General features: G+C 58.4%; 21 protein-coding genes. 7 read left to right on the forward strand and 14 right to left on the reverse strand.

Annotation, left to right across the window (positions count from 1 at the left end; genetic code table 11):
* Positions 1–157: 157 nt before the first annotated feature.
* The 3 genes from K5D32_RS16590 to psrA all read right to left on the reverse strand — a co-directional run bounded on the left by K5D32_RS16590 (position 158) and on the right by psrA (position 2,724).
* Positions 158–898: an S-methyl-5'-thioinosine phosphorylase gene (locus K5D32_RS16590; protein WP_221593896.1), complete on the reverse strand. Its 741-nt coding sequence runs from the start codon at positions 896–898 to the stop codon at positions 158–160.
* A gap of 9 nt (positions 899–907) precedes the next feature.
* Positions 908–1,906, reverse strand: a complete 999-nt coding sequence (nagZ, locus tag K5D32_RS16595; RefSeq protein ID WP_221560771.1) for a beta-N-acetylhexosaminidase — start codon at positions 1,904–1,906, stop codon at positions 908–910.
* Positions 1,907–2,007: 101 nt separating this feature from the next.
* Positions 2,008–2,724 carry a transcriptional regulator PsrA gene (gene psrA / locus K5D32_RS16600; protein WP_117166568.1) on the reverse strand — a complete coding sequence of 239 codons (717 nt, stop codon included), beginning with the start codon at positions 2,722–2,724 and terminating at the stop codon, positions 2,008–2,010.
* A 216-nt stretch (positions 2,725–2,940) separates the two neighbouring features.
* Between psrA and lexA the strand changes: the two genes are divergently transcribed.
* Both lexA and sulA read left to right on the forward strand, forming a co-directional pair.
* On the forward strand, positions 2,941–3,549 hold the full coding sequence (lexA, locus tag K5D32_RS16605) for a transcriptional repressor LexA (RefSeq protein WP_025260736.1): 609 nt from the start codon (positions 2,941–2,943) through the stop codon (positions 3,547–3,549).
* A gap of 9 nt (positions 3,550–3,558) precedes the next feature.
* Positions 3,559–4,029, forward strand: a complete 471-nt coding sequence (gene sulA / locus K5D32_RS16610) for an SOS-induced cell division inhibitor SulA (RefSeq protein ID WP_221560750.1) — start codon at positions 3,559–3,561, stop codon at positions 4,027–4,029.
* Positions 4,030–4,040: 11 nt separating this feature from the next.
* On the opposite strand, the gene K5D32_RS16615 is transcribed toward sulA, so the two are convergent.
* The 7 genes from K5D32_RS16615 to K5D32_RS16645 all read right to left on the reverse strand — a co-directional run bounded on the left by K5D32_RS16615 (position 4,041) and on the right by K5D32_RS16645 (position 12,435).
* The gene (locus K5D32_RS16615) at positions 4,041–4,274 is read right to left on the reverse strand and encodes a hypothetical protein (RefSeq protein WP_117166801.1); all 234 of its coding nucleotides are present in this window, start codon (positions 4,272–4,274) and stop codon (positions 4,041–4,043) included.
* A 63-nt stretch (positions 4,275–4,337) separates the two neighbouring features.
* Positions 4,338–4,859, reverse strand: coding sequence for a DUF6586 family protein (locus K5D32_RS16620; RefSeq protein ID WP_221560749.1), 522 nt, complete (start codon positions 4,857–4,859; stop codon positions 4,338–4,340).
* 125 nt (positions 4,860–4,984) lie between these two features.
* Positions 4,985–7,597 (reverse strand): type I DNA topoisomerase, encoded by a 2,613-nt coding sequence (gene topA, locus K5D32_RS16625; RefSeq protein WP_025260740.1) that lies wholly within the window; start codon positions 7,595–7,597, stop codon positions 4,985–4,987.
* A 113-nt stretch (positions 7,598–7,710) separates the two neighbouring features.
* Positions 7,711–7,947 carry a DUF1653 domain-containing protein gene (locus K5D32_RS16630; protein WP_025260741.1) on the reverse strand — a complete coding sequence of 79 codons (237 nt, stop codon included), beginning with the start codon at positions 7,945–7,947 and terminating at the stop codon, positions 7,711–7,713.
* Positions 7,948–8,078: 131 nt separating this feature from the next.
* On the reverse strand, positions 8,079–9,254 hold the full coding sequence (gene fadA, locus K5D32_RS16635; RefSeq protein WP_025260742.1) for an acetyl-CoA C-acyltransferase FadA: 1,176 nt from the start codon (positions 9,252–9,254) through the stop codon (positions 8,079–8,081).
* A gap of 22 nt (positions 9,255–9,276) precedes the next feature.
* Positions 9,277–11,424, reverse strand: coding sequence for a fatty acid oxidation complex subunit alpha FadB (fadB, locus tag K5D32_RS16640; protein WP_221578268.1), 2,148 nt, complete (start codon positions 11,422–11,424; stop codon positions 9,277–9,279).
* A gap of 573 nt (positions 11,425–11,997) precedes the next feature.
* Positions 11,998–12,435, reverse strand: a complete 438-nt coding sequence (locus K5D32_RS16645; protein ID WP_221601122.1) for a hypothetical protein — start codon at positions 12,433–12,435, stop codon at positions 11,998–12,000.
* A gap of 254 nt (positions 12,436–12,689) precedes the next feature.
* Between K5D32_RS16645 and K5D32_RS16650 the strand changes: the two genes are divergently transcribed.
* Positions 12,690–13,130 carry a universal stress protein gene (locus K5D32_RS16650; protein WP_221578266.1) on the forward strand — a complete coding sequence of 147 codons (441 nt, stop codon included), beginning with the start codon at positions 12,690–12,692 and terminating at the stop codon, positions 13,128–13,130.
* A gap of 154 nt (positions 13,131–13,284) precedes the next feature.
* Here K5D32_RS16650 and K5D32_RS16655 read toward each other — a convergent pair whose 3' ends face one another.
* Complete coding sequence (locus K5D32_RS16655; RefSeq protein ID WP_025260746.1) at positions 13,285–15,195, reverse strand: ATP-binding cassette domain-containing protein; 1,911 nt, start codon at positions 15,193–15,195, stop codon at positions 13,285–13,287.
* A gap of 206 nt (positions 15,196–15,401) precedes the next feature.
* Between K5D32_RS16655 and K5D32_RS16660 the strand changes: the two genes are divergently transcribed.
* Positions 15,402–17,330 (forward strand): transglycosylase SLT domain-containing protein, encoded by a 1,929-nt coding sequence (locus K5D32_RS16660; protein WP_221601124.1) that lies wholly within the window; start codon positions 15,402–15,404, stop codon positions 17,328–17,330.
* A 54-nt stretch (positions 17,331–17,384) separates the two neighbouring features.
* Here the strand turns inward: K5D32_RS16660 and K5D32_RS16665 are convergent, their stop codons facing one another.
* Positions 17,385–18,194 (reverse strand): MOSC domain-containing protein, encoded by an 810-nt coding sequence (locus tag K5D32_RS16665; RefSeq protein ID WP_221578264.1) that lies wholly within the window; start codon positions 18,192–18,194, stop codon positions 17,385–17,387.
* A gap of 82 nt (positions 18,195–18,276) precedes the next feature.
* Positions 18,277–19,209 (reverse strand): chemotaxis protein CheV, encoded by a 933-nt coding sequence (locus K5D32_RS16670; protein ID WP_198725674.1) that lies wholly within the window; start codon positions 19,207–19,209, stop codon positions 18,277–18,279.
* Positions 19,210–19,701: 492 nt separating this feature from the next.
* On the opposite strand from K5D32_RS16670, the gene K5D32_RS16675 reads away from it, so the two are divergent.
* The 3 genes from K5D32_RS16675 (at position 19,702) to K5D32_RS16685 (ending at position 21,931) form a co-directional block, all read left to right on the forward strand.
* Positions 19,702–20,112, forward strand: a complete 411-nt coding sequence (locus K5D32_RS16675) for a hypothetical protein (RefSeq protein WP_221578263.1) — start codon at positions 19,702–19,704, stop codon at positions 20,110–20,112.
* 269 nt (positions 20,113–20,381) lie between these two features.
* Positions 20,382–21,275, forward strand: a complete 894-nt coding sequence (locus K5D32_RS16680) for a sensor histidine kinase (protein WP_221578262.1) — start codon at positions 20,382–20,384, stop codon at positions 21,273–21,275.
* Positions 21,272–21,931, forward strand: coding sequence for a response regulator transcription factor (locus K5D32_RS16685; RefSeq protein ID WP_221578261.1), 660 nt, complete (start codon positions 21,272–21,274; stop codon positions 21,929–21,931). The genes K5D32_RS16680 and K5D32_RS16685 overlap by 4 nt, the downstream gene beginning before the upstream one ends.
* Here the strand turns inward: K5D32_RS16685 and yegS are convergent.
* Entirely contained in the window at positions 21,915–22,832 is a 918-nt protein-coding gene (gene yegS, locus K5D32_RS16690) for a lipid kinase YegS (RefSeq protein WP_221601126.1), read from the reverse strand. The genes K5D32_RS16685 and yegS overlap by 17 nt on opposite strands.
* Positions 22,833–22,980 lie beyond the last annotated feature (148 nt).

A 22,980-nucleotide genomic window follows, 5' to 3' on the forward strand; every position in this document is an offset into this window, starting at 1 on the left:
GCAACCGGGTAGCGGTGTTCAAAAGCAAAGCGGGTTGACAGTGGGGGCGAGTCCATACATAGGAGCGAATTCATTCGCGAGAGGCCTGTACATCCGATAGATATTTATCGTTTGAAATGCCGTCTTCGCGAATAAATTCGCTCCCACGGGGTGGGTTTTATTCTGCCGAAAGCACCCGTGCCAGAGTGGATTTCACTTTGCCCATGCCATCACGCAGCGCCTGCTCGATCTCGGCCATGGTAATGATTGCCGTGGACTTGCCCGCCGCCGGGTTGACCACCAGCGCCAGACAGGCGTAATCCAGCTCCAGCTCACGGGCCAGTGCCGCTTCAGGCATGCCGGTCATGCCGACGATGTCGCAGCCATCACGCTCAAGACGAACGATCTCGGCCACCGTCTCCAGGCGCGGCCCCTGGGTGCAGGCATACACGCCACGATCACTGAACTCGCACCCTTCAGCCGCCAGTGCCGCAATCAGACGATCGCGCAGCGCCTCGCTGTAGGGGTAGCTGAAATCGATATGAGTGACCTGCTCCAGATCGTCGGCAAAGAAGGTGTGCTGACGACCGCTGGTGTAATCCACCAGATCATGGGGTACGCAGAAATGCCCGGTTCCCATGGCCGGATGAATACCGCCCACCGCATTCACGGCCAGAATCGCTTGCGCACCGGCCTGCTTCAAGGCCCAGATATTGGCGCGGTAGTTGACCTGATGCGGCGGCAGGCGATGAGGATGGCCGTGACGGGCCAGGAACATCACTTCGCGACCGGCATAATCACCGATCTGGATTTCGCCGGACGGCGCGCCATAAGGCGTGTTCATGGGCAGAGACTGGCGAATGTTCAGACCTTCAAGCTGGGTCAGGCCTGTTCCGCCGATAATCGCGTAAACCGTCATTGCAAATCCTTAATCGATCAATTGGGCATTGCGCAGCGCCTGAAGCGCCGTCAGCCAGCGCGGATGCTGGCGATAATCCGTCGAAGCATGAGCCTGGCCACGCATGCGGGCGATACGCGCCGAAGGCTTGACCTTCAGGCGTTGCGCAGCGCTCAGGGCCAGCTCGGCGGCGGCCCGGTCATTACAGACCAGACCCATGTCGCAACCGGCCGTCAGCGCAGCCTCGATGCGACTGGCCGCATCACCCACCACATGAGCACCTGCCATGGACAGGTCATCACTGAAGATGACACCGTCAAATTGCAGTTCGCCGCGCAGGATGTCCTGCAACCAGCGACGGGAGAATCCGGCAGGCTGCGAATCGACTTGCGGGTAGATGACATGGGCAGGCATCACTGCCGCCAGTTGCTTGCTCAGGCGCGCAAAAGGCACGAGGTCCTTGCTGCGAATCTCGTCCAGGCTGCGCTCGTCATTGGGGATTGCTACATGGGAATCGGCTTCCGCCCAGCCATGACCCGGAAAGTGCTTGCCGGTGGCGGCCATGCCGGCAGCCTGCATGCCACGGATAAAGGCACCAGCCAGCACGGCGGCACGCTCGGGATCGCCCTCGAAGGAACGGGTTCCCACCACAGCGCTGCGCTGGAAATCGAGATCCAGTACCGGGGCGAAACTCAGGTCCAGGCCAACAGCCAGCACTTCGGTCGCCATCAGCCAGCCGCAATGCTCGGCCAATGATTCGGCATCGGGCTTGTCGGCAATGGCACGCATCGCAGGCAAACGCACGAAACCCTGTCGCAGACGCTGAACCCTGCCGCCTTCCTGATCCACGGCCAGCAGCAAGTCAGGGCGAATGGCACGAATGGCCGCGCTCAACTCGCGTACTTGCCGCGGGTGCTCGATGTTACGGGCAAAGATAATCAAACCGCCCACTTCGGGCTGACGCAGAAACTGACGGTCTTCGGCGGTCAACCAGGTACCGGCGACATCGACCATCAGGGAGCCTTGCAGGCCTGAACTCATAGAAAAACCCTTAACACACCATTACCAATCAATCCGGGCATGGTGCTTGATCCTGGAGCCTCGCGCAATGCGAGCGCATCCAGGAATCGTCAGGCCTTGGCGGCGACGGGGGCGCTTGAGGAGCTTTTGGTGCGCGGCTTGAGCTGCGCTGCGATCATGGCGGCGTCTGTCACACCGGTTTCGGCACGCATGCCGGCTGCCAGGAATGGCACCATCAGACGCATGACCTGCTCGATGGAAGTGTTGACGCCGAAATCGGTCTCGGCGATGGCACGCAAGGCCTTGATACCGGACATGCTGAAGGCTGCGGCACCCAGCATGAAGTGAACGCGCCAGAACAGCTCGATAGGCGGAATGCGCGGGGCGGCTTCGTTGACCAGGGTCATGTAGCGGCGGAACACCTTGCCGTACATGTCTTCCAGATAGCGACGCAAGTGACCCTGGCTCTGACTGAACGCAAGCCCCAACAGACGCATGAAGATCGACAGGTCATTGCCGCTGCGCGGCTGAACCACCAGCGCCTGCTCGACAAGCATCTCCAGCAACTCTTCAAGCGTTGGCTTTTGCTCGGGCTTGGCCTGACGACGCTCCAGCTCGCGTTCGAGACTGATGCAGAAAGGCCCCAGAAAACGCGAGAAAACCGCCTGGATCAAGGCCTTCTTGGAACCGAAGTGATAGTTCACCGCAGCCAGATTGACCGACGCCTTGCTGGTTATCAGACGCAAGGAGGTTTCGGCAAAGCCTTTTTCTGCGAACAATTGCTCGGCAGCATCAAGAATGCGTTCAACGGTTTCCGACTGGGCCATGGCTCTCTGCCTAACAAACGAACGTTTGAAACATACGTATCAGCCGGGCCTCTTGTCAAGCGGGCTGTTCACAGAGTGGCCGAACAGTCACTTATCCGACCTCTTGCAGACAGACTGCAACCCGACCGTCGGGCGACGAAAATGAAAAGGACGATTGCCAACACGCCTTCACTGTATATAATCCCAGTCACTGTATAAAAAGACAGAGCGCCTGCCATGATCAAACTGACGCCACGCCAAGCCGAGATTCTTGGCTTCATCAAACGCTGCCTCGAAGACAATGGCTACCCGCCTACCCGCGCGGAAATCGCTCAGGAACTGGGCTTCAAATCCCCCAACGCGGCGGAAGAACACCTCAAGGCACTGGCCCGCAAGGGCGCCATCGAAATGACTCCGGGTGCGTCACGCGGCATCCGCATTCCCGGTTTCGAGGCAAAGCCTGACGAGAACAGCCTGCCGATCATTGGCCGCGTTGCCGCGGGTGCGCCGATCCTGGCCCAGCAGCATATCGAAGAGTCCTGCAACATCAACCCGACCTTCTTTCATCCAAGTGCCGATTACCTGCTTCGGGTCCACGGCATGAGCATGAAGGATATCGGCATCCTCGATGGCGACCTCCTGGCCGTACACACCACCCGTGAGGCCCGCAACGGCCAGATCGTGGTGGCACGGATCGGCGACGAGGTCACGGTAAAACGCTTCAAGCGTGAAGGCAGCAAGGTCTGGCTCATTGCTGAAAACCCCGAGTTCGCACCTATCGAGGTCGACCTCAAGGATCAGGAGCTGGTGATCGAAGGCCTGAGTGTCGGCGTCATTCGCCGCTAAGGAGACGTTATGCAGTTCCATCAAGCACCGCACACGCAATTACCACTGTTCGAGGCGTTCATGGCCCAGCCCATGGTCCCGATGATTGCCGAGGAACCCGAAAAAGCCTGGGGCAACGGGCCGGAAGTTTTCAGTGAACTCACATTGCGCGGCGCTGCCGGGAGCTGCCTGAGCCTTATGGCACCCATTCTTCGGGAATTGAGCCAGGACACCAACGACCGCTGGCTGACCCTGATTGCACCACCGGCAAGCCTTACTCAGAGATGGCTGAGGGATGCAGGGCTCAACCGAGAGCGAATCCTGCTATTGCAACCTCGGGGGAATCAAAGCGCACTGGAGTTGACTCGTGAGGCGCTTCGGCTGGGACGCAGTCATACGGTCGTCAGCTGGATCAATCCGCTGAGCGCTACTGCTCGCCAGCAACTGGTCAATGCGGCACGGGTCGGGAGTGCGCAGAGCCTGAATATTCGACTGGGCTGATTGCCCAGTCGTTAATGAAGCACCCGCGGGCCGGTATCTTTCTCAAGCTCACCTTCAGCCAGCCGACCGGCCATCTGCACACCTACACTCAGCATCGCCTTGGCAATCTCGACATGCTGACCTTGCATGAAAGACTTGGCATCTGCAGAGAAATCGAGGGTAACCAGCGCCCCTTCATCATCGGCGCGACGCAACTCTATGCGGCCGTCAGGTAGTTCGACAATTTCAAGAAAAGAGGTAGGCATTAGTACAAATACTCCGCGAAAGGCCAGCATTGTAACAGCCTGCCAGCCTGTAGATCATTGGTTTTAGCACTCGCTCAAGCCTTCACGAAAACGAATGGCCAGACCCTTTAGTTGTTGCCGCCAGCCTTCCAGTTCCTCACGAGTCAGCTCAATGGCCGGTTCGTCGTCCAGATTTACCGCCACAATCATCGGCTGGGTAACATCTCCCTTGGGAGCTTTAGGAGCCCGAGGCGGTTCGAACAAGGCGTTGTAGGCCGACAGAAGCTGCGCCAGCCAGGTTTCCCTGTTGCGCGCCAACTCGACCAGTTCGGCCATTTCCGGGATTGCTACGGCGTCCAGCACTTCCTGGGTCAACAGCAGCTCGGCTCGTGGCGCATTGGCCTGAGGCAACCGGTAGAAACCGGCAATTTCATGACACAACCCCAGCAGCGCACCATACAAATGAAACAGGACGGACTCACGCTCGGCCTGTAACAACGCCTGGGCATTGATGGCCTGACCTTTCTCGGCCTTGCCCAGCGCTTCAAGCGCAAGCCCGGCAAAGTAGATCTTCTGATTAGTGCGGGTATAGAGCTCATGGGCCATGGCGGCATTCTCCATAACGGTCAGATAAAAAGAGCATGGCCACAAGCGTCAAAGCTCCCGGCAGGATCAAACCCTGCCTGGAGCCCCTGGGCAAACTGTACCCGACCTGCGCCGGGCACACTTGATCAGCGCTTGTCTTCGACCTTCCAGACACCGCCATCATAGAAAGCACGCCAGCCGGTCGGCTTGCCTTCCACTTCGGTCTGAACATATTGCTCTTTGGTCTTGCGGCTGTAACGAATTACCGCCGGACGGCCATCGGGGTCTTTCTTCGGCGCTTCGCAGAGGAAGTGATACTTGGGATCGATTTCATCCTTGTGCGGCACGATCTCAATGACCAGCGGCGCACGGGTTTCACGGTTCTTCGGGAACTGGCTTGCGGCCAGGAACAGACCGGAAGCACCGTCGCGCAGGATGTAGGTGTCATCGACCTTGTCGCACTTGAGCTCAGGCATCTTCACCGGGTCCATCTTCGGTGGCGCAGCCTCACCACTCTTGAGCAGCTTGCGAGTGTTCTTGCATTCGGCATTGGTACAGCCGAAGAATTTGCCGAAACGGCCGGTCTTGAGCTGCATTTCACTGCCGCACTTGTCGCACTCCAGGCTCGGACCTTCATAGCCCTTGATGCGATAGGTGCCCTCTTCGATTTCGTAACCCGAGCAATCCGGGTTGTTGCCGCAGATATGCAGCTTGTGCTTCTCGTCCAGCAGATACGCATCCATGGCCGTGCTGCAGACCGGGCAACGGTGCTTGCCGCGCAATACGCGGGATTCGGATTCACCCTCGTCATCCTCGGCGATCTCGTCACCGGGCGTCAGGTTGACCGTCGCCTTGCAGCGCTCCTTGGGGGGCAGACTGTAGCCCGAGCAGCCGAGGAAGACACCGGTCGACGCGGTGCGGATCTGCATCGGACGACCGCACACCTTGCACGGAATGTCGGTCATGACCGGCTGGTTGGCACGCATGCCGCTGTCAGGGGCTTCGGCCACTTCAAGCTTCTTGCGGAAGTCGCCGTAGAACTCGTCCAGCACGTTCTTCCAGTCGCGCTCGCCCTGGGCCACATCGTCGAGGTTCTCTTCCATGCCGGCCGTAAAGCCGTAGTCCATCAGGTTGGAAAAGCTCTCGGACAGACGACCGGTGACAATATCGCCCATTTTTTCCGAGTAGAAACGGCGATTGTGCAATGCAACGTAGCCACGATCCTGGATGGTCGAAATGATCGCCGCATAGGTCGAAGGACGACCGATGCCGCGCTTTTCCATTTCCTTGACCAGACTGGCTTCCGAGTAGCGAGCTGGCGGCTTGGTGAAGTGCTGGCTCGGGTCCAGTGTCACCAGCTTCAGGGTTTCGCCCTGCGCCATGTCCGGCAGCACACCGTCATCGCCAGGCTTGGAGATCTGCGGCAATACACGGGTGTAACCGTCGAACTTCAGGATGCGGCCCTTGGCGCGCAGCTCGAAGTCACCGGCAGCCACACTGACCGTGGTCGACAGGTATTGCGCAGGCGGCATCTGGCAAGCCACGAACTGGCGCCAGATCAACTCGTAAAGGCGCTCGGCATCACGCTCCATGCCCGACAGCTTGCTTGGATGGGTATTCACGTCGGACGGACGAATCGCTTCGTGAGCCTCTTGCGCGCCTTCCTTGCTGCTGTAGACATTCGGGGATTCCGGCAGGTACTTCTTGCCGAACTCTGTCTCGATGTAAGCGCGCGCCATGCTGACGGCATCGGCCGACAGGTTGGTGGAGTCGGTACGCATGTAAGTGATGTAGCCCGCTTCATACAAGCGCTGGGCCATCATCATGGTTTTCTTCACACCAAAGCCCAGGCGGTTACTGGCTGCCTGCTGCAAGGTGGACGTGATGAATGGCGCAGACGGCTTGCTGCTGGTCGGCTTGTCTTCGCGCTTGACGATGCTGTAGCTGGAGGCCTTGAGCTTCTCCAGCGCCGCCATGGCCTGTGCTTCGTTGAGCGGCTTGAAGGCCTCGCCGTTTTCCCTGGCGACTTCAAAGCGCACATTGGCGCCCTTGGCAGTGCCCAGGTCGGCGTGGATTTCCCAGTACTCTTCAGGATTGAAGGCACGGATTTCGCGCTCACGCTCCACCACCAGCTTCACGGCAACCGATTGCACACGACCGGCTGACAGGCCACGAGCGACCTTTTGCCAGAGCAGCGGCGACACCATGTAGCCCACGACGCGGTCGAGGAAGCGACGGGCCTGCTGGGCGTTCACACGGGCGATATCCAGCTCGCCTGGCTTTGAAAAGGCTTCCTGAATGGCTTTCTTGGTGATTTCGTTGAACACCACGCGCTTGAAGCGGCTGTCATCCCCACCGATGGCTTCGCGCAGGTGCCAGGCAATGGCTTCCCCTTCGCGGTCCAAGTCCGTTGCGAGATAGATGGTGTCGGCATCCTTGGCCAGCTTGCGCAGCTCTTCGATCACCTTTTCCTTGCCGGGAAGGATTTCGTATTTGGCCTTCCAGCCGTGTTCGGGGTCGACGCCCATACGCGACACCAACTGGCGCCGGGCCTTTTCCTTGGGGCTCAGTGCGGGCGCTTCGCTCGCAGTTGCCTTGCCACGCTTGGCGGCAGGTTCCTTGGCAGCACTAGCCGAACCGCTGGTGGGCAGGTCTCGGATATGGCCGATACTCGACTTCACCACGTACTGGTTGCCCAAATACTTGTTGATGGTCTTGGCCTTAGCCGGGGATTCCACGATGACCAGCGATTTGCCCATGGATCAGAAAATTCCTGAAAACTAGATGAAAGACAGAGTGGAGCTTATAAAGGCCACGCTATATATAGTGGCTACAAGGTGAGGTCAAGCACAGGCTGTTGCGCGGCCCCGACTCACGGACGGGTAAAAAGACTCGGCTCGACCTGAACCAAAGCAAAGCGCGGCACTTGCTCGCCGTCAACCTCGACGGACTCGAGGAACATGCTCAAAGGACGTACCCACATCCCGAAATCACCGTAAAGAGCTTGATAGAACACCACTTCTTCCTCGGTTTCGGAATGACGCGCAACGCTGAATACCCGGTACTCCGGGCCTTTGTAATGGCGATAGAGCCCTGGCTCTAATTGCATGCTGTTGCCCTCTTGAAACATGACTGAAACAACGGGTAAAAAAATTGCTTTTTCCAAAATACAAAAGCCGGGGACCAGGCCCCGGCTCGCATCAATTCAGGGTCCGTTGACGACAACAGACCCTTTCAATCTCAGATGCGTTCAAAAACAGTGGCAATGCCCTGGCCCAGACCGATACACATGGTCGAGACGCCCAGCTTGCCGCCATTCTGCTTCATTACATTGAGCAAAGTACCCGAAATACGCGCACCGGAGCATCCAAATGGATGGCCCAGAGCGATAGCGCCGCCGTTCAGATTAACCTTCTCGTTCATCTTGTCGAGCACTTTCAGATCCTTGAGCACTGGCAGGGCCTGTGCGGCGAAGGCTTCGTTGAGCTCGAAGAAGTCGATATCGGCAATGCCAAGCCCCGCACGCTTGAGGGCTTTCTGAGTCGCAGGTACCGGGCCGTAACCCATGATTGCCGGGTCTACACCCGCAACGGCCATGGAACGGATGACCGCCATCGGCTCGATACCCAGGTCCTTGGCACGCTGGGCAGACATGACGATCATGCAGGACGCACCATCGGTAATCTGCGATGACGTACCCGCCGTTACAGTACCGCCCTTGGGATTGAATGCAGGCTTGAGCGCCGCGAGACTTTCCAGAGTGGTATCCGGACGGATGGTTTCGTCGTAGTCGAAAACCTTGAGGAAACCGTCTTCGTCATAACCCTGCATCGGGATGATCTCGTCCTTGAACTTGCCCTCCAGGGTCGCCTTGTGGGCGAGCTGGTGGGAGCGCAGGCCGAAAGCGTCCTGTTGCTCACGGGTAATGCCGTGCATCTTGCCGAGCATTTCGGCAGTCAGGCCCATCATGCCCGACGCCTTGGCGGCATGCAGGGACATGTGCGGGTTAGGGTCGACGCCATGCATCATGCCGACATGGCCCATGTGCTCGACGCCACCGATCACGAACACATCACCGTTGCCGGTCATGATCGCCTGGGCCGCCGTGTGCAGCGCGCTCATGGACGAGCCGCAGAGGCGGCTCACGGTCTGGGCCGCAGAGGTGTGCGGGATCTGGGTCAGCAACGACGCCATGCGTGCGATGTTCCAGCCCTGCTCCAGGGTCTGGTTGACGCAGCCCCAGATGACATCTTCCACCTCGGCCGGGTCGATCTTCGCATTGCGCTCCAGCAACTTGCTGATCAGGTGCGCCGACATGTCTTCGGCACGGGTGTTGCGGTGCATGCCGCCCTTGGAGCGGCCCATCGGGGTGCGACCGAAGTCGACAATCACGACGTCTCTTGGATTCAAGCTCATACGTTCATTCCTCAGAAGGCGCTTAACCGAAGAAGCTCTGGCCTTTACTGGCCATTTCACGCAGCTTCGCGGTCGGTTGATACAAGGCACCCAGCTCGGCATATTGGTCAGCGAGGGCAACGAATTGGGCGACGCCGATGGAGTCGATGTAACGCAGCGCACCACCACGGAACGGAGGGAAACCGATGCCGTAGATCAGGCCCATGTCGGCTTCGGCAGCAGTCTCGACGATGCCGTCTTCCAGGCAGCGCACGGTTTCCATGCACAGCGGGATCATCATCCAGTTGATGATGTCTTCATCGGTCACTTCACGCTGCTCGTAGACGATCGGCTTGAGCACGTCCAGCACGGTAGGGTCGCTGACCTTTTTAGGCTTGCCCTTCTTGTCCGTCTCATAGGCATAGAAGCCTTTGCCGTTCTTCTGGCCAAGGCGCTTGGCCTCGTACAGCACGTCCACGGCAGAACGAGTATCGTCCTTCATGCGGTCCGGAAAGCCTTCGGCCATGACGTCACGACCATGGTGGCCCGTGTCGATGCCGACCACGTCCATCAGGTACGCAGGCCCCATGGGCCAGCCGAACTTCTCCATGACCTTGTCGATGCGCACGAAATCCACACCGGCACTGACCAGCTTGGCGAAACCGCCGAAGTACGGGAATAGGACACGGTTGACCAGGAAGCCTGGGCAATCGTTGACCACAATCGGGTTCTTGCCCATTTTCTTGGCGTAGGCAACGGTGGTCGCCACGGCTTCTTCGCTGGACTTCTCGCCACGGATGACTTCCACCAGCGGCATCATGTGTACCGGGTTGAAGAAGTGCATGCCGACGAAGTTTTCCGGACGCTTGAGGGCCTGGGCCAGCAAGGAGATGGAAATGGTCGAGGTATTGGAGGCCAGGATAGTGTTTTCAGCCACATTGGCTTCGACTTCGGCCAGCACCGCCTGCTTGACCTTGGGGTTTTCGACTACCGCTTCGACCACCAGATCGACGTTGCCGAAATCGCCATAAGACAAGGTAGGACGAATCGCATTGAGTGCTTCAGCCATCTTGGCAGGTGTCAGACGACCTTTGTCGACACGGCCACCCAGCAGCTTGGAGGCTTCATTGAGGCCCAGTTGAATGGCTTCTTCGCGGATATCCTTCATCAGGATCGGCGTGCCTTTCACAGCCGACTGATAAGCGATACCGCCGCCCATGATCCCGGCGCCCAGTACGGCAGCCTGTTTCACGTCCTTGGCCAGTGCATCGTATGCCTTGGCTTTCTTTTTCAGCTCCTGATCGTTCAGGAACAGGCCGATCAGACTCTGCGCCGCAGACGTCTTGGCCATTTTCACGAAACCGGCAGCTTCGACTTCCAGCGCCTTGTCACGACCGAAGTTCGCGGCTTTCTGGATGGTCTTGATGGCTTCGACAGGTGCCGGATAATTCGGGCCGGCTTGACCTGCGACAAAACCCTTGGCGGTTTCAAATGCCATCATTTGCTCAATGGGATTGAGCTTGAGCTTGTCCAGCTTGGGCTGACGCTTGGCCTTGAAATCGAACTCGCCACTGATGGCGCGCTTGATCAGATCCAGAGCTGCGGCCTGAAGTTTTTCAGGGACGACCACTGCATCGACAGCACCGACCTTGAGGGCGTCTTCGGCAGCGTTTTCCTTGCCGGAAGCGATCCACTCGATGGCGTTGTCGGCCCCGATGATGCGTGGCAGGCGGACAGTACCGCCGAAACCGGGATAAATGCCCAGCTTGACCTCGGGAAGACCGATCTTCGCCGTGTTGGCAATAACGCGATAATCAGCCGCCAGACACATCTCCAGGCCACCGCCCAGTGCGATGCCATTGATGGCGACGACCGTGGGCACACCCAGATCTTCGAAGTCGCTGAAGATCCTGTTGGCCTCGAGGTTACCGGCAATCAGTTCGCTTTCCGGCAACTTGAAGTTATCGACAAACTCGGTGATGTCGGCGCCGACAATGAATACATCCTTGCCGCTGGTGACAATCACGCCTTTGACAGAAGCGTCGGCCTTGAGGGTATCAACCACCTGGCGCAGCTCGCTCAGGGTCAGGCGATTGAACTTGTTGACGGACTCACCCTTGAGGTCGAAATTCAATTCGACGATGCCACTTTCAAGAGCCTTAACCGTGATGGCTTTACCTTCGTAAATCATCAACTGATCTCCACAATAGGGAAGCTGAACAATACTCGCCGAACCTTTAGGTTCGACGAGACTACGACGTCGCCGTCGATGAACACGCCAAATCAAGCACACCCGCCGACGTGGTAGTCAGAGTTCTGTCAGAGCCGTCTGACGACCAAACGATCAATTCATACGCCCGTTTGATTTGGGTATGCACACCATCAGGCAAAACCCGAAAATTGTCAATTCGACGAAACATCAATAAAAACGGCGTATTGGCCAGATTGCAGCCTTGCCTTCACCCAAGACCCCAAGTTTGATTTGGCCCCATTCAAAAAAGTGATAATGCAAAGCTCGACGCAAACCCCGGACGGGACTTTTTTGCACCGTTGAGGCTCGCAGATGAAAAATACTCGGGAAAAACGCGACAAAACGGAGCGTAAGGTCTAAAGTCTGGCCAGTGCCTGCAAAGCCGCTCATCGGCGCGCAGGACTCGGCGATCTACGGCATTGCACCGTAACGCCACGAATTATCGGCCTGCCTGGCCAACCCCCAGCCCGATGTTGTTGTCGGGCTTTTTATTGCCTGTACATCAGGCGGGCTTCAAGCCAGCGCCCTGAGCACTGCATCGATTTTCGGCAATACCTGCGGCTCCCCCTTCTCGCCCCAGAACAAGGCAATCATCTGCGCATCGGCCTCGACCTTGAACACGTCCGCCGGCAACGTATTGAAATGATTTATCAGCCCCGCATCCTCACAAGGCTCTCGCCAGCGGTTGAGCCAGACGCCCGGCTCACTCTGCCAATAAGCCCAGCACGCCTTCTGCGAGCCGGAACGAGGCCGGTGGTATTGGGCGCAAGGGCTTGGAGGCTCCCTGGAGAGCCAGTGCGGCCATTCCTGGGGCGCCAGTTGCATGGCCATTCCCAGGCGCCGCGCTTCAAGGCGCAAAGCCATTCTGCCGCTCTGCTGACGCGAGGGACGCAGCCATACCAGCGGGCTCAACATCACACAAATGATTGACAGAACCACCAAGGTCGTCATATTTCTTGTCCCCGCCCGATCAGGCTCTGTACGAAAAGTGGCCGCAACTGGCAATATCCGGCATCGAAATGGATGCAAATGCGCGCCGATAAAAGGAGATCACCGAAAGAGTCGCAGAGCAGACAGCACCCTTGCTCGCCAGCTTTCGCAGCACTAAAAAATCAAAATAAACAATGGCTTGCAAAAGGGCCTGCCCACAAGCGTGCGAAGAAGCCATACTCACCCTTATCGCAATCCTCTCGGAGGACCTCCTTATGTCGTATCAACACATTCTGGTTGCCATTGACCTCACCGACGAGTGCGACCCAGTTATCCGTCGCGCTCGTGTATTGGCCCAGGCCAGCGATGCCACCCTGTCGATGGTGCACATCGTCGAACCCATGGCCATGGCCTTCGGGGGCGACGTTCCAATGGATCTGTCTCAGTTGCAACAGCAGCAATTCGATCAGGCCAAGGAAAAGCTGGAAAAACTGAAGGAAAAATACCCGGAGATCAAGGCAGGCGAAAGCCATCTGGTCTACGGTCAGCCACGCCAGGAAATCCATCAACTGGCCAAGAACCAGAAGTGCGACCTGATCGTTGTCGGCAGCCATGGCCGCCACGGCCTTGCCCTGCTGCTGGGCTCCACCGCCAATGACGTCCTGCATGGCGCACCTTGCGACGTGCTGGCTGTACGCCTGAAAAAGCCTGAGTAAAGCGAAAAGCCCGGGCATCGATCCCGGGCTTTTTTTTGCATCACGCAATCATCAATTCTGTAGGAGCGAATTCATTCGCGAGAGGCCCATACATCCGAAGAAAATGTATCGACCCCAATGATGTCTCGCGAATAAATTCGCTCCTACCTGCTTATCACTCGTCCAGTTCGGCCCAGCGCTCCAGCAAGGCATCAAGCTGAGCCTGCAGGCTTTCGACCTGAGCCAGCACCGCAGTGGTCTGCTCGGAAGAACGCTGATAGAAGCCCGGCTCGGCCATTTCGGCGGTCAGGGCAGCGATGAGCCCTTCCACTTCATCAATCTGCGCCGGCAAGGCTTCCAGTTCGCGCTGCTGCTTGTAGCTGAGCTTCTTTTTCGCAACCGGCATTTCCTGAGCGGCGACCGGTGCAGCCTGCACCACCGCGCTGTTCAGCTCGGCCTTGCCCGACTTGGTATCGGTCACGCCCAGCAGGCGCGGTGAACCGCCCTGACGCAGCCAGTCCTGATAACCGCCTACGTATTCGCGAACCTTGCCTTCGCCCTCGAACACCAGGGTGCTGGTCACCACGTTGTCCAGGAATGCCCGGTCGTGGCTGACCATCAGCACGGTGCCCTTGAAGGTCAGCAGCACTTCTTCAAGCAGCTCCAGGGTTTCCACGTCCAGGTCGTTGGTCGGTTCATCGAGGACCAGCAGGTTGGCCGGCTTGCTGAACAGCTTGGCCAGCAACAGACGGGCACGCTCACCACCGGACAATGCCTTGACCGGCGTACGCGCACGTTGCGGGCTAAACAGGAAATCGCCCAGGTAGCTCAGGACGTGGCGGCTCTGACCATCGATGTCGATGAAGTCACGACCTTCGGCAACGTTGTCGATCACGGTCTTTTCCAGATCGAGCTGGTGACGCAACTGGTCGAAGTAAGCGACGTCCAGACGAGTACCGACCTCGACCTTGCCCTCGGTAGGTTGCAGGTTGTCCAGCATCAGCTTGAGCAACGTGGTCTTGCCGGTACCGTTGGCACCCAGCAGACCGATACGGTCCTCGCGCTGCAGGACCATGGAGAAATCCTTGATCAGCGTCGGGCCGCCCGGATGCGCGAAGCTGACGCCTTCCAGCACCATCACCTGCTTGCCGGATTTCTCCGCAGTATCGAGCTGGATATTCGCCTTGCCGGTACGCTCGCGACGCTCGCTGCGCTCGACGCGCAGAGCCTTGAGGGCGCGCACACGACCTTCGTTACGGGTACGACGGGCCTTGATGCCCTGACGAATCCATACTTCTTCCTGAGCCAGACGCTTGTCGAACAGGGCATTGGCGGTTTCTTCCGCAGCCAGTGCCGCTTCCTTGTGGACCAGGAAGCTGGCGTAGTCGCCGTTCCAGTCGATCAGGCCGCCACGGTCGAGTTCCAGAATACGGGTCGCCAGGTTCTGCAGGAATGCCCGGTCGTGGGTGATGAACAACACAGCGCCCTGGAAATCCTTGAGGGCCTCTTCGAGCCAGGCGATTGCGCCGATGTCCAGGTGGTTGGTCGGTTCGTCGAGCAGCAGCAGATCCGGCTCGGAAACCAGTGCCTGGGCCAGCAGCACACGGCGACGCCAGCCACCGGACAACTCGGCCAGGGTCTTGTCAGCCGGCAGTTGCAGGCGGCTCAGGGTGCTGTCGACCAATTGCTGCAGGCGCCAGCCGTCACGGGCTTCGAGCTCCTGCTGGACATGCATGAGCTTGTTGAGATCTTCCTCGGTCACGCAGTTCTGGGCAAGGTGATGATACTGGGCGAGCAAGGAGCCCACCCCATCAAGACCTTCGGCGACCACGTCAAAAACGGTCCGCTCGTCGGCCACAGGCAATTCCTGGGGCAACTCGCCGATCTTGAGGCCAGGCGCACGCCAGACAGCGCCGTCATCGGGCTTCTGCACGCCCTTGACCAGCTTCAACATGCTGGATTTGCCTGTACCGTTACGGCCGATGATGCACACCCGCTCACCACGGGCGATCTGCCAGGACACCTTGTCCAACAACGGCATGGCGCCGAAAGCAAGGGACACATCGCTGAATTTGAGCAGGGTCATGATCTTCTCCAAAAACCGGGCGCGCATTCTACCTGAGATCACCCGCGGATGTCGGCATTCATGCCACCGGGCAGCGACAGAGTGTGACGGCCTTATAACATCCGGTTTCATTCAAGCGTGTTACTGCCTTCGGCAATGCTTTCACCCAAGGCTGGCAAAAGGCTAAGCTAGCGGCACTTTTCACGAATCATCTGCTCGGAAGTCTCATGCGCAGTCGCTTGTTCAGCTTTTTATCCTGCCTGCTGCTCTCTGCCACCGCGGCCCAGAACGCTCACGCGGCAGACCTCAGCCAACAACGCCAATATTACGACGAAGCAAAACGGGCACTGGCCAAGGGTGATTCGGGCCCTTATCAAATGTACAAATCGGCACTGGCCACTTACCCGCTGGAGCCCTACCTCGAATACGACGAACTGACTGCGCGTCTCAAGACCGCCAGCAATCAGGAAATAGAACGATTCCTGGCCGAACACGGCGATCTGCCCCAGGCCAACTGGATGAAACTGCGCTGGTTGCGCTGGCTGGCCGAACGCGGCGACTGGCAGCCCTTCGTCAAGTACTACAGCCCCAAGATGAATTTTGTCGAACTGGACTGCCTGTACGGCCAATACCAGTTGAACAACAACCTGCGCGCCGAAGGCTATGCCAACGCCGAAAAGCTGTGGATGACCGGCAAGACCCAGCCGGCCGCCTGCGATGCCTTCTTCAGCCAGTGGGCCGCCGCTGGCCAGTTGACCGAACAGAAACGATGGCAGCGTGCCAAGCTGGCAGCCCAGGCTCGCAACTACAGCCTGGCGAACACCCTGGTCAACAGCCTCAACTCTCTGGCGCCTCAGGGCAAGTTGCTGCTGGCCGTTGCCCAGAAACCGGAGATGCTCAATAACCCGGCGCAGTTCGCTCCCGTGGATGAGGCCATGTCCGATGTGGTGGGCCTGGGCTTGCGTCGCCTCGCCAGACAGGACCCGCAAAAAGCCCTGGCCATGCTCGACGGTTACGCCGCGACCATGCACTTCTCCCGTGAAGAACAGGTGGAGATCGCCAAGGAAATCGGCCTGACCCTGGCACGTCGCTATGACGACCGCGCTCTGGAGGTCATGACCAAATACGATCCCGAGCTGCAGGACAACACTGTGACCGAGTGGCGCCTGCGCCTGCTGTTACGCCTGGGACGCTGGGAGGATGCCTACGAACTGGCACGCCGCCTGCCTCAGGATCTGGCAAGCACCAACCGCTGGCGCTATTGGGAAGCTCGCGCACTCGAGCTTGCCCAGCCGAACAATCCGCTGATCCCGAGCCTGTACAAGGACGTGGCCAAGGAGCGCGATTTCTATGGCTTCCTGGCGGCCGACCGGACCCAGAGCCCATACCAGCTCAACAACAAGCCTCTGGCGCTCAGCCCTGCTCTGGTCAACAAGGTTCGCAACACGCCGGGCATACGCCGCGCCCTGGAGTTTCATGATCGCGGCGAAATCGTCGACGGTCGTCGCGAGTGGTATCACGTCAGCCGTCTGTTCAGCCGTGACGAAATGGTTGCCCAGGCCAGGCTGGCCTATGACATGAAGTGGTATTTCCCGGCGATCCGCACCATCAGTCAGGCGCAGTACTGGGACGATCTGGATATCCGCTTCCCCATGGCCCACCGCGACACACTGGTCCGTGAAGCTCAGGTACGCGGCCTTCATTCGAGCTGGGTATTCGCCATTACCCGTCAGGAAAGCGCATTCATGGATGACGCCCGTTCAGGCGTGGGTGCCAGCGGCCTGATGCAGTTGATGCCGGCCACCGCCAAGGAAACCGCCCGCAAGTTCAGCATTCCGCTGGCCTCGCCGCAGCAGGTGTTCGATCCTGACAAGAACATTCAACTGGGTGCTGCCTACCTGAGCCAGGTTCACGGTCAGTTCAATGGCAACCGGGTGCTCGCCTCCGCCGCCTATAACGCCGGCCCGGGCCGCGTTCGCCAATGGCTCAAGGGCGCGAACCATCTGGCATTCGATGTCTGGGTAGAAAGCATTCCCTTCGATGAAACCCGCCAGTACGTGCAAAACGTGCTGTCTTATTCCGTGATCTACGGGCAAAAGCTCAACTCACCACAGCCGCTGGTTGATTGGCATGAGCGATTCTTCGACGACCTGTAAACGCTGATGGAGGGCAAGTCAGCCGCGCTGCCTTGCCCTCCTCGACACAACCAGTTACTCCAGAATCTCCACCGGCATCCCCACTTCGAGCACACCCGCCCCGTCATTGACCATATTCTGGCCAAACATCACATCCCCCTCGACTTCACGATAGGTCTTGAGCGTCGTCAGAGGCTCACGGTCTTCGCTGCGCTGGCCGGTAGCCGGATCGATGGTGGTCAGGATGCAGCGTGCGCAAGGCTTGAGGATGCGAAACTCCATCTCGCCGATGCGGATGCGTTTCCAGTTGTCCTCGGCAAAGGCCTCGGCACCCTCGATGACCAGATTGGGCCTGAAGCGCAGCATCTCCTGAGGACGCCCGATTCTGGCAGACAGATCGTCGAGCGAACCCTGACCGATGAGCAGCAAGGGGAAACCATCGGCAAACGAAACCTTGTCAGCGCCTGTGCCGTAGCCACTGGGCAGCGAGCGTGCGCGGTCCACCGGCACATAGACCATGCGGGTCGGCTTGCCGATGAATTCGCTGACCCAGGCGGCCGCCTCCTCTCCCGCATCCGGCACCTGCAAGGTATCGCGCCAGACCGTCACACCGCGCAGAGTTGCCTCCACATCGACAGGCAGAGCCACATCCAGAGGCTGGAAACCGGGAGCAGAAAGGGTCACGCCACCTGCCGCATTCCACAGAACGGACAGCTGTGACATGTGCGGCAAGGCACGCTGAGTGAAGAACCGTCCGCTGTTTGCGTCCACCAGCATCCAGCGTCGATCGCCTGCCAGCCCCAACTCATCGAACGCTGCGCGCTGCAGCACTTCGGCTTTACAGGATTTGAGGGGGAAACGATAAAGAGAAGCGAGACGTAGCATTGCCTGTTCCTTGGTGGCTCGAAAAACTGCGACATGAAAGTCGCAGCTTATACGAGGCGCCCCAGGCAAAGCAGCAAATGTTTCAGCCGCCGCTGACCATCAACAGGCGCTGGCGCACGACTTCAACCAGTTTGTCGGGCTGGAACTTGGAGAGGAAGTTGTCGCAACCGACCTTCTTGACCATGGATTCGTTGAAACTGCCGGACAATGAGGTGTGCAACACGATGTACAGACTGCGCAGACGCGGGTCGTTGCGGATTTCCGTGGTCAGGCGATAACCGTCCATTTCAGGCATCTCGGCATCGGTAAAGACCATCAGCAGTTTTTCCTCGACGTTCTCCCCGGCGTCCGCCCAGCCCTTGAGCATGTTCAGCGCCTTGAGACCATCGCTGGCCACATGCAGCTTGAGCCCCAGTTGCGAAAGAGTGTCGCGCAATTGGGCCAGAGCCACCTTGGAGTCATCCACCAGAAGGATTTCACGACCACGGGCCTGCTCCAGAGCCGGATCTTCCAGCTTCTCGCGGGACACCTTGGCGTTGTAGGGCACGATCTCGGCGAGGACTTTTTCCACGTCGATAATCTCCACCAACTGGTCATCGACCTTGCTGATGGCAGTCAGGTAATGCTGGCGACCGGCGCTGGCTGGCGGCGGCATGATTGCATCCCAGTTCATGTTGACGATACGGTCCACGCCGCCGACCAGGAACGCCTGCACGGAGCGGTTGTATTCGGTCACGATGATGGTGCTGCCCGGGCCTGGAACCAGCGGGCGCATGCCGATCGCCTGAGACAGGTCGATCACCGGCAGCGTCTGGCCACGCAGGTTGACCACACCACAGACAAAGGAGTGACGTTGCGGCATCAGGGTCAGCTTGGGGAGCTGGAGCACTTCCTGGACCTTGAACACGTTGATCGCGAACAACTGACGACCGGCAAGGCGAAACATGAGGATTTCCAGGCGATTCTCGCCCACCAGCTGTGTGCGTTGATCTACTGTGTCGAGAATGCCAGCCATTTATAGCTCCTGAAGCGTTGATCACGATGGGTCTGCAGTACCTGTATCGGCTGCAACAGCCCGGACCTTAATAGCCATAAATACAATGTCCAAGCATTGATGTCACATTACCATCATGCTTTACTGATGTCGCACTGCCTGCGGTCAAATATGACAGAAAACTCTTCTTTGACCCCTACAAAAAACAGACTCGATGCTTTCGAGCCTAGGGGGACCCCTGAGCCCCTATCAGGGCTGACCTGATATTCTCAACTCTCAATAGCCATTATTGTGACGCCATTCACAGTGAACGAATGGAATCATGCCTGTGTTCGTCTTCCAGTCCGACAACGGTTTGGCGCCACTCAAGGCTTCATTTTTCAAATGTTCACAAGCAATCCTTAAGCAATATTCGGAAACCCCCTACATACATTCATTTGAAATCACCATTAACTGTCGTCCATTCGCTGCGGGCGAAACAAATTCGCTACCTGAAATGCGTGGAGACAGAGGATGCTGAACAGTAATGAGTGGCAGGAAAAACACGATCAGTTCCTTATCAACTCGCAGAACCTTCTCTGCAAGTCAGAGGAATGCCTGTCACACCTGGAAATGATCGGCGACGATGAAGACGCCATCGAAGGCCTGCTGACCAATCTGCTCAAACTGAGCCTCGAAGCACAGAGCGCTTCGATCGAAAGCCTTGCCGATTTCTCCAGAAAGCTGCAGCAGTGGCTCACCGAAGCCTGCCAGTACCCGGGCTTTTCGCCGGAAATCCTGAATACGCTGAAAAGCTGCCTGGAATTGATGTCCTGGCAACTGGAACTGATCGATCCGCAAACCGGCGAACTGCTCATGGATTGCGATGAGCAGCAGGCGCTTCTGGCAAAGTTGTCTGAAATCTCCAGTATCAGCGACCAGTAACAGCAGGTTTACAAGTCATCCCTGCCCAAAGCCCCCATTCCTTTTTTAAACTCTGCAGCCCCATGGAAATATCCAGAAACATTATTAAGAATAACCACCACCCATATTGACCGGCAATTTTCTGTTTACAGAAGTGCAGGTTAACCATTAAATCGTCCTGCATCGAGACAAGATTACTGACCGGGAATGGGCAGACTCTTGAGTTGACGAGCTGTTATACAACTGCCGGATATCGATCCGCACCGACCCTACAAGTGGCGCCATTCGTTATGCATGTCAGCAGGAAGCTCCCAGGGTTTCGATACCTGAACACGAAAAACGGCCACTGGCTGACCAATGCACTGTGCATAAGCGCAATCCTGGGCAACATCGGGCTGTTCCTGAGTACCGATGCCCTGCCCCTTCCACTGCTTGCCCTCAACCTGATCACCTTCATCAGTATCTGGCTCACCCGACTGCGCAACCGCCAGTTGATCCAGCTCAAGCCTCAGGAACTGGCCGAACGTATGCTGGAGGTTCAGGAAAGCGAGCGTCATCGACTCAGCCGGGAACTGCACGACGACATCGGACAGATGCTCACTGCGGCAAAGATCCAGTGCAACTGGCTGGAGCGTCGCCTGCCCGCAGAGGCGCAATCCCACGGCGCACAGCTGAATGCCATCCTTGAAGAAACCCTGGATAAAGTGCGCGACCTGTCCAGCATTCTCAATCCCCGCCAGCTGTCGAGCCTGGGACTGGAGGCCAGCCTGCGAGCCCATCTGCTGAAGAACCTCAGCGACAGTCAGGTACGCTGGAGCCTGGAGTGTCAGCAGCGGCTGGCCGGCATTCCCGAAGAAATGGCCATGGCCGCCTTTCGTATCGCTCAGGAGGCCGTGACCAACGTGCTGCGCCACTCCCATGCGAAAAACCTGCTGGTGCGCCTGCAACGCCTGCCCGGCGGGCTTTCGCTCTTTATCTCGGATGACGGCGTCGGCTTCGAGCCGACAGACAACCCCGCAGATGCCGGCCAGCGCGGCATGGCAGGCATGGCCGAACGAGTCGCCTTGCTCAATGGCTCCTGGAGCCTGCACAGCACGCCGGGGCAAGGCACCCAGATCGACGTATTGTTTCCCTGGGCCCCTCGTACACACGAACGGGCCAATGCATACAAGAAGCCTCAATGACTTGCAATCTACTGCTGATCGATGACCACTCGCTGATCAGGGCGGGCGTACGCGCTCTGGTTTCAGACATTCCCGGCTACGCCGTCATTGGCGAAGCGGCCGATGGCAGCCAGTTGGCGAGCCTTGCGCTCGAACTGCAACCTGACATCATCCTTCTGGACATCACCATGAAGGACACCAATGGCCTGGATGCTCTGGAGCAACTGCTTGCGGTACAGCCCCACAGCAAAGTGCTGATCATCTCCATGCACACCGACCCCGACACAATCATGAGCGCCCTGGAAATGGGTGCTCACGGCTATCTGCTCAAGGATGCGACCGCCAGAGAGCTGGAACAGGCGCTGGAAGCCCTGCGCAACGACGAACGCTATCTGAGCCCCGCCATCGCCCATACCGTGATCAACCGGGCCTTGCGCGGTCCGCGCACCAACAGGCCCGAAGCCCTGGACAAATACAATCTCACCGCTCGCCAACTGGAGATACTGCGTCTGGTGGTACGAGGCAAATCCACCCGGGAAATCGCCAATGGACTGGGCCTGAGCATCAAGACCGTGGAGAGTCACCGATCGCAGATCATGAAGCGCCTGCAGATCTACGATGTTGCCGGGCTGGTACTGTTCAGCGTGCGTGAACGGATCATCAGCCTGGACGATTGAGTGCCTGAACCGCTCCGAGTACAGGTGAATTCTTCGGCAGATGGACCTGCAAGGCCGCCGGACGTGCCACGAAACGCAGGTTCTCGCCCGACAGCGGCTCACCATCAAGATTGATGTCCAGCCCCTGGGCAGACTTGAGTTCGACCCAGGGCAAGCGGGCACGTACAAACATGTTGTCGATCCCAAGGCCACCTTCGAGCAGGCTCTTGAGCGTGCCGACCACTTCCTGGGGCGCTGGCAGGATGCTGATATCCAGCATGCCATCATCGACCATCGCCTCTGGACACAGCACATGTCCGCCTCCGGCCTGACGACCGTTACCGATGCCCAAGGCCAACAGATTGCCACGCCAGTGGAAGTCCGGCCCGACCAGCTCACCGTGAGCAGCATGCAGCTCGCTGAAGCGCGACAGCCCGGTAAACAGATAGGCTGCACCGCCCAGCACCTTTTTCAGGTCTTCGGATGTATTGGCCGTGACCTGGCTGCCAAAGCCACCGGTGGCCATGTTCAGGAACAATTTGCCGCCGACTTCACCGAGGTCCACTGCACGCGGCTCCACATACAGCAGATCCAGCGCGTCAGCCACTTCCAGCGGTACGCCTGCAGCCCGGGCGAAATCGTTGGCAGTGCCCAGTGGCAGGATAACCATACTGCTGCTGGTACGAGCCTGGGCCAGCGCTTCGGCTATGTCGCGCACCGTCCCGTCACCGCCTCCGGCAATGATATGCCGGTGCCCGGCTGCCAGTGCCTCAGTGACCAGTCGCTGTGCATCGCCGCCCTCCCAGGTCAGTCGTACATCCAGATCCCAGCCTTGTTTGCGCTTTTCCAGCACGGCGTTGCGGACATCCTCGTTAAGCGACTGCTTGCCGTGCAGAATCAGAATCGCTCTGCGTTTTGTCATGACGCCTCCCCATGTTCGATGATCTGTACAAGCACAATTTCCGTATAGCACCTGATGTGACCCCACCGAACAGGAAAAGGCCCGTCCCTGAAGATAATTTTTTCCGGGGCACAAGCAGTGCAGGATGACCCGCAATTACTGGGTAAAA

It is taken from the genome of Pseudomonas cichorii (assembly GCF_019719005.1).
GTDB lineage: Bacteria > Pseudomonadota > Gammaproteobacteria > Pseudomonadales > Pseudomonadaceae > Aquipseudomonas > Aquipseudomonas cichorii_E.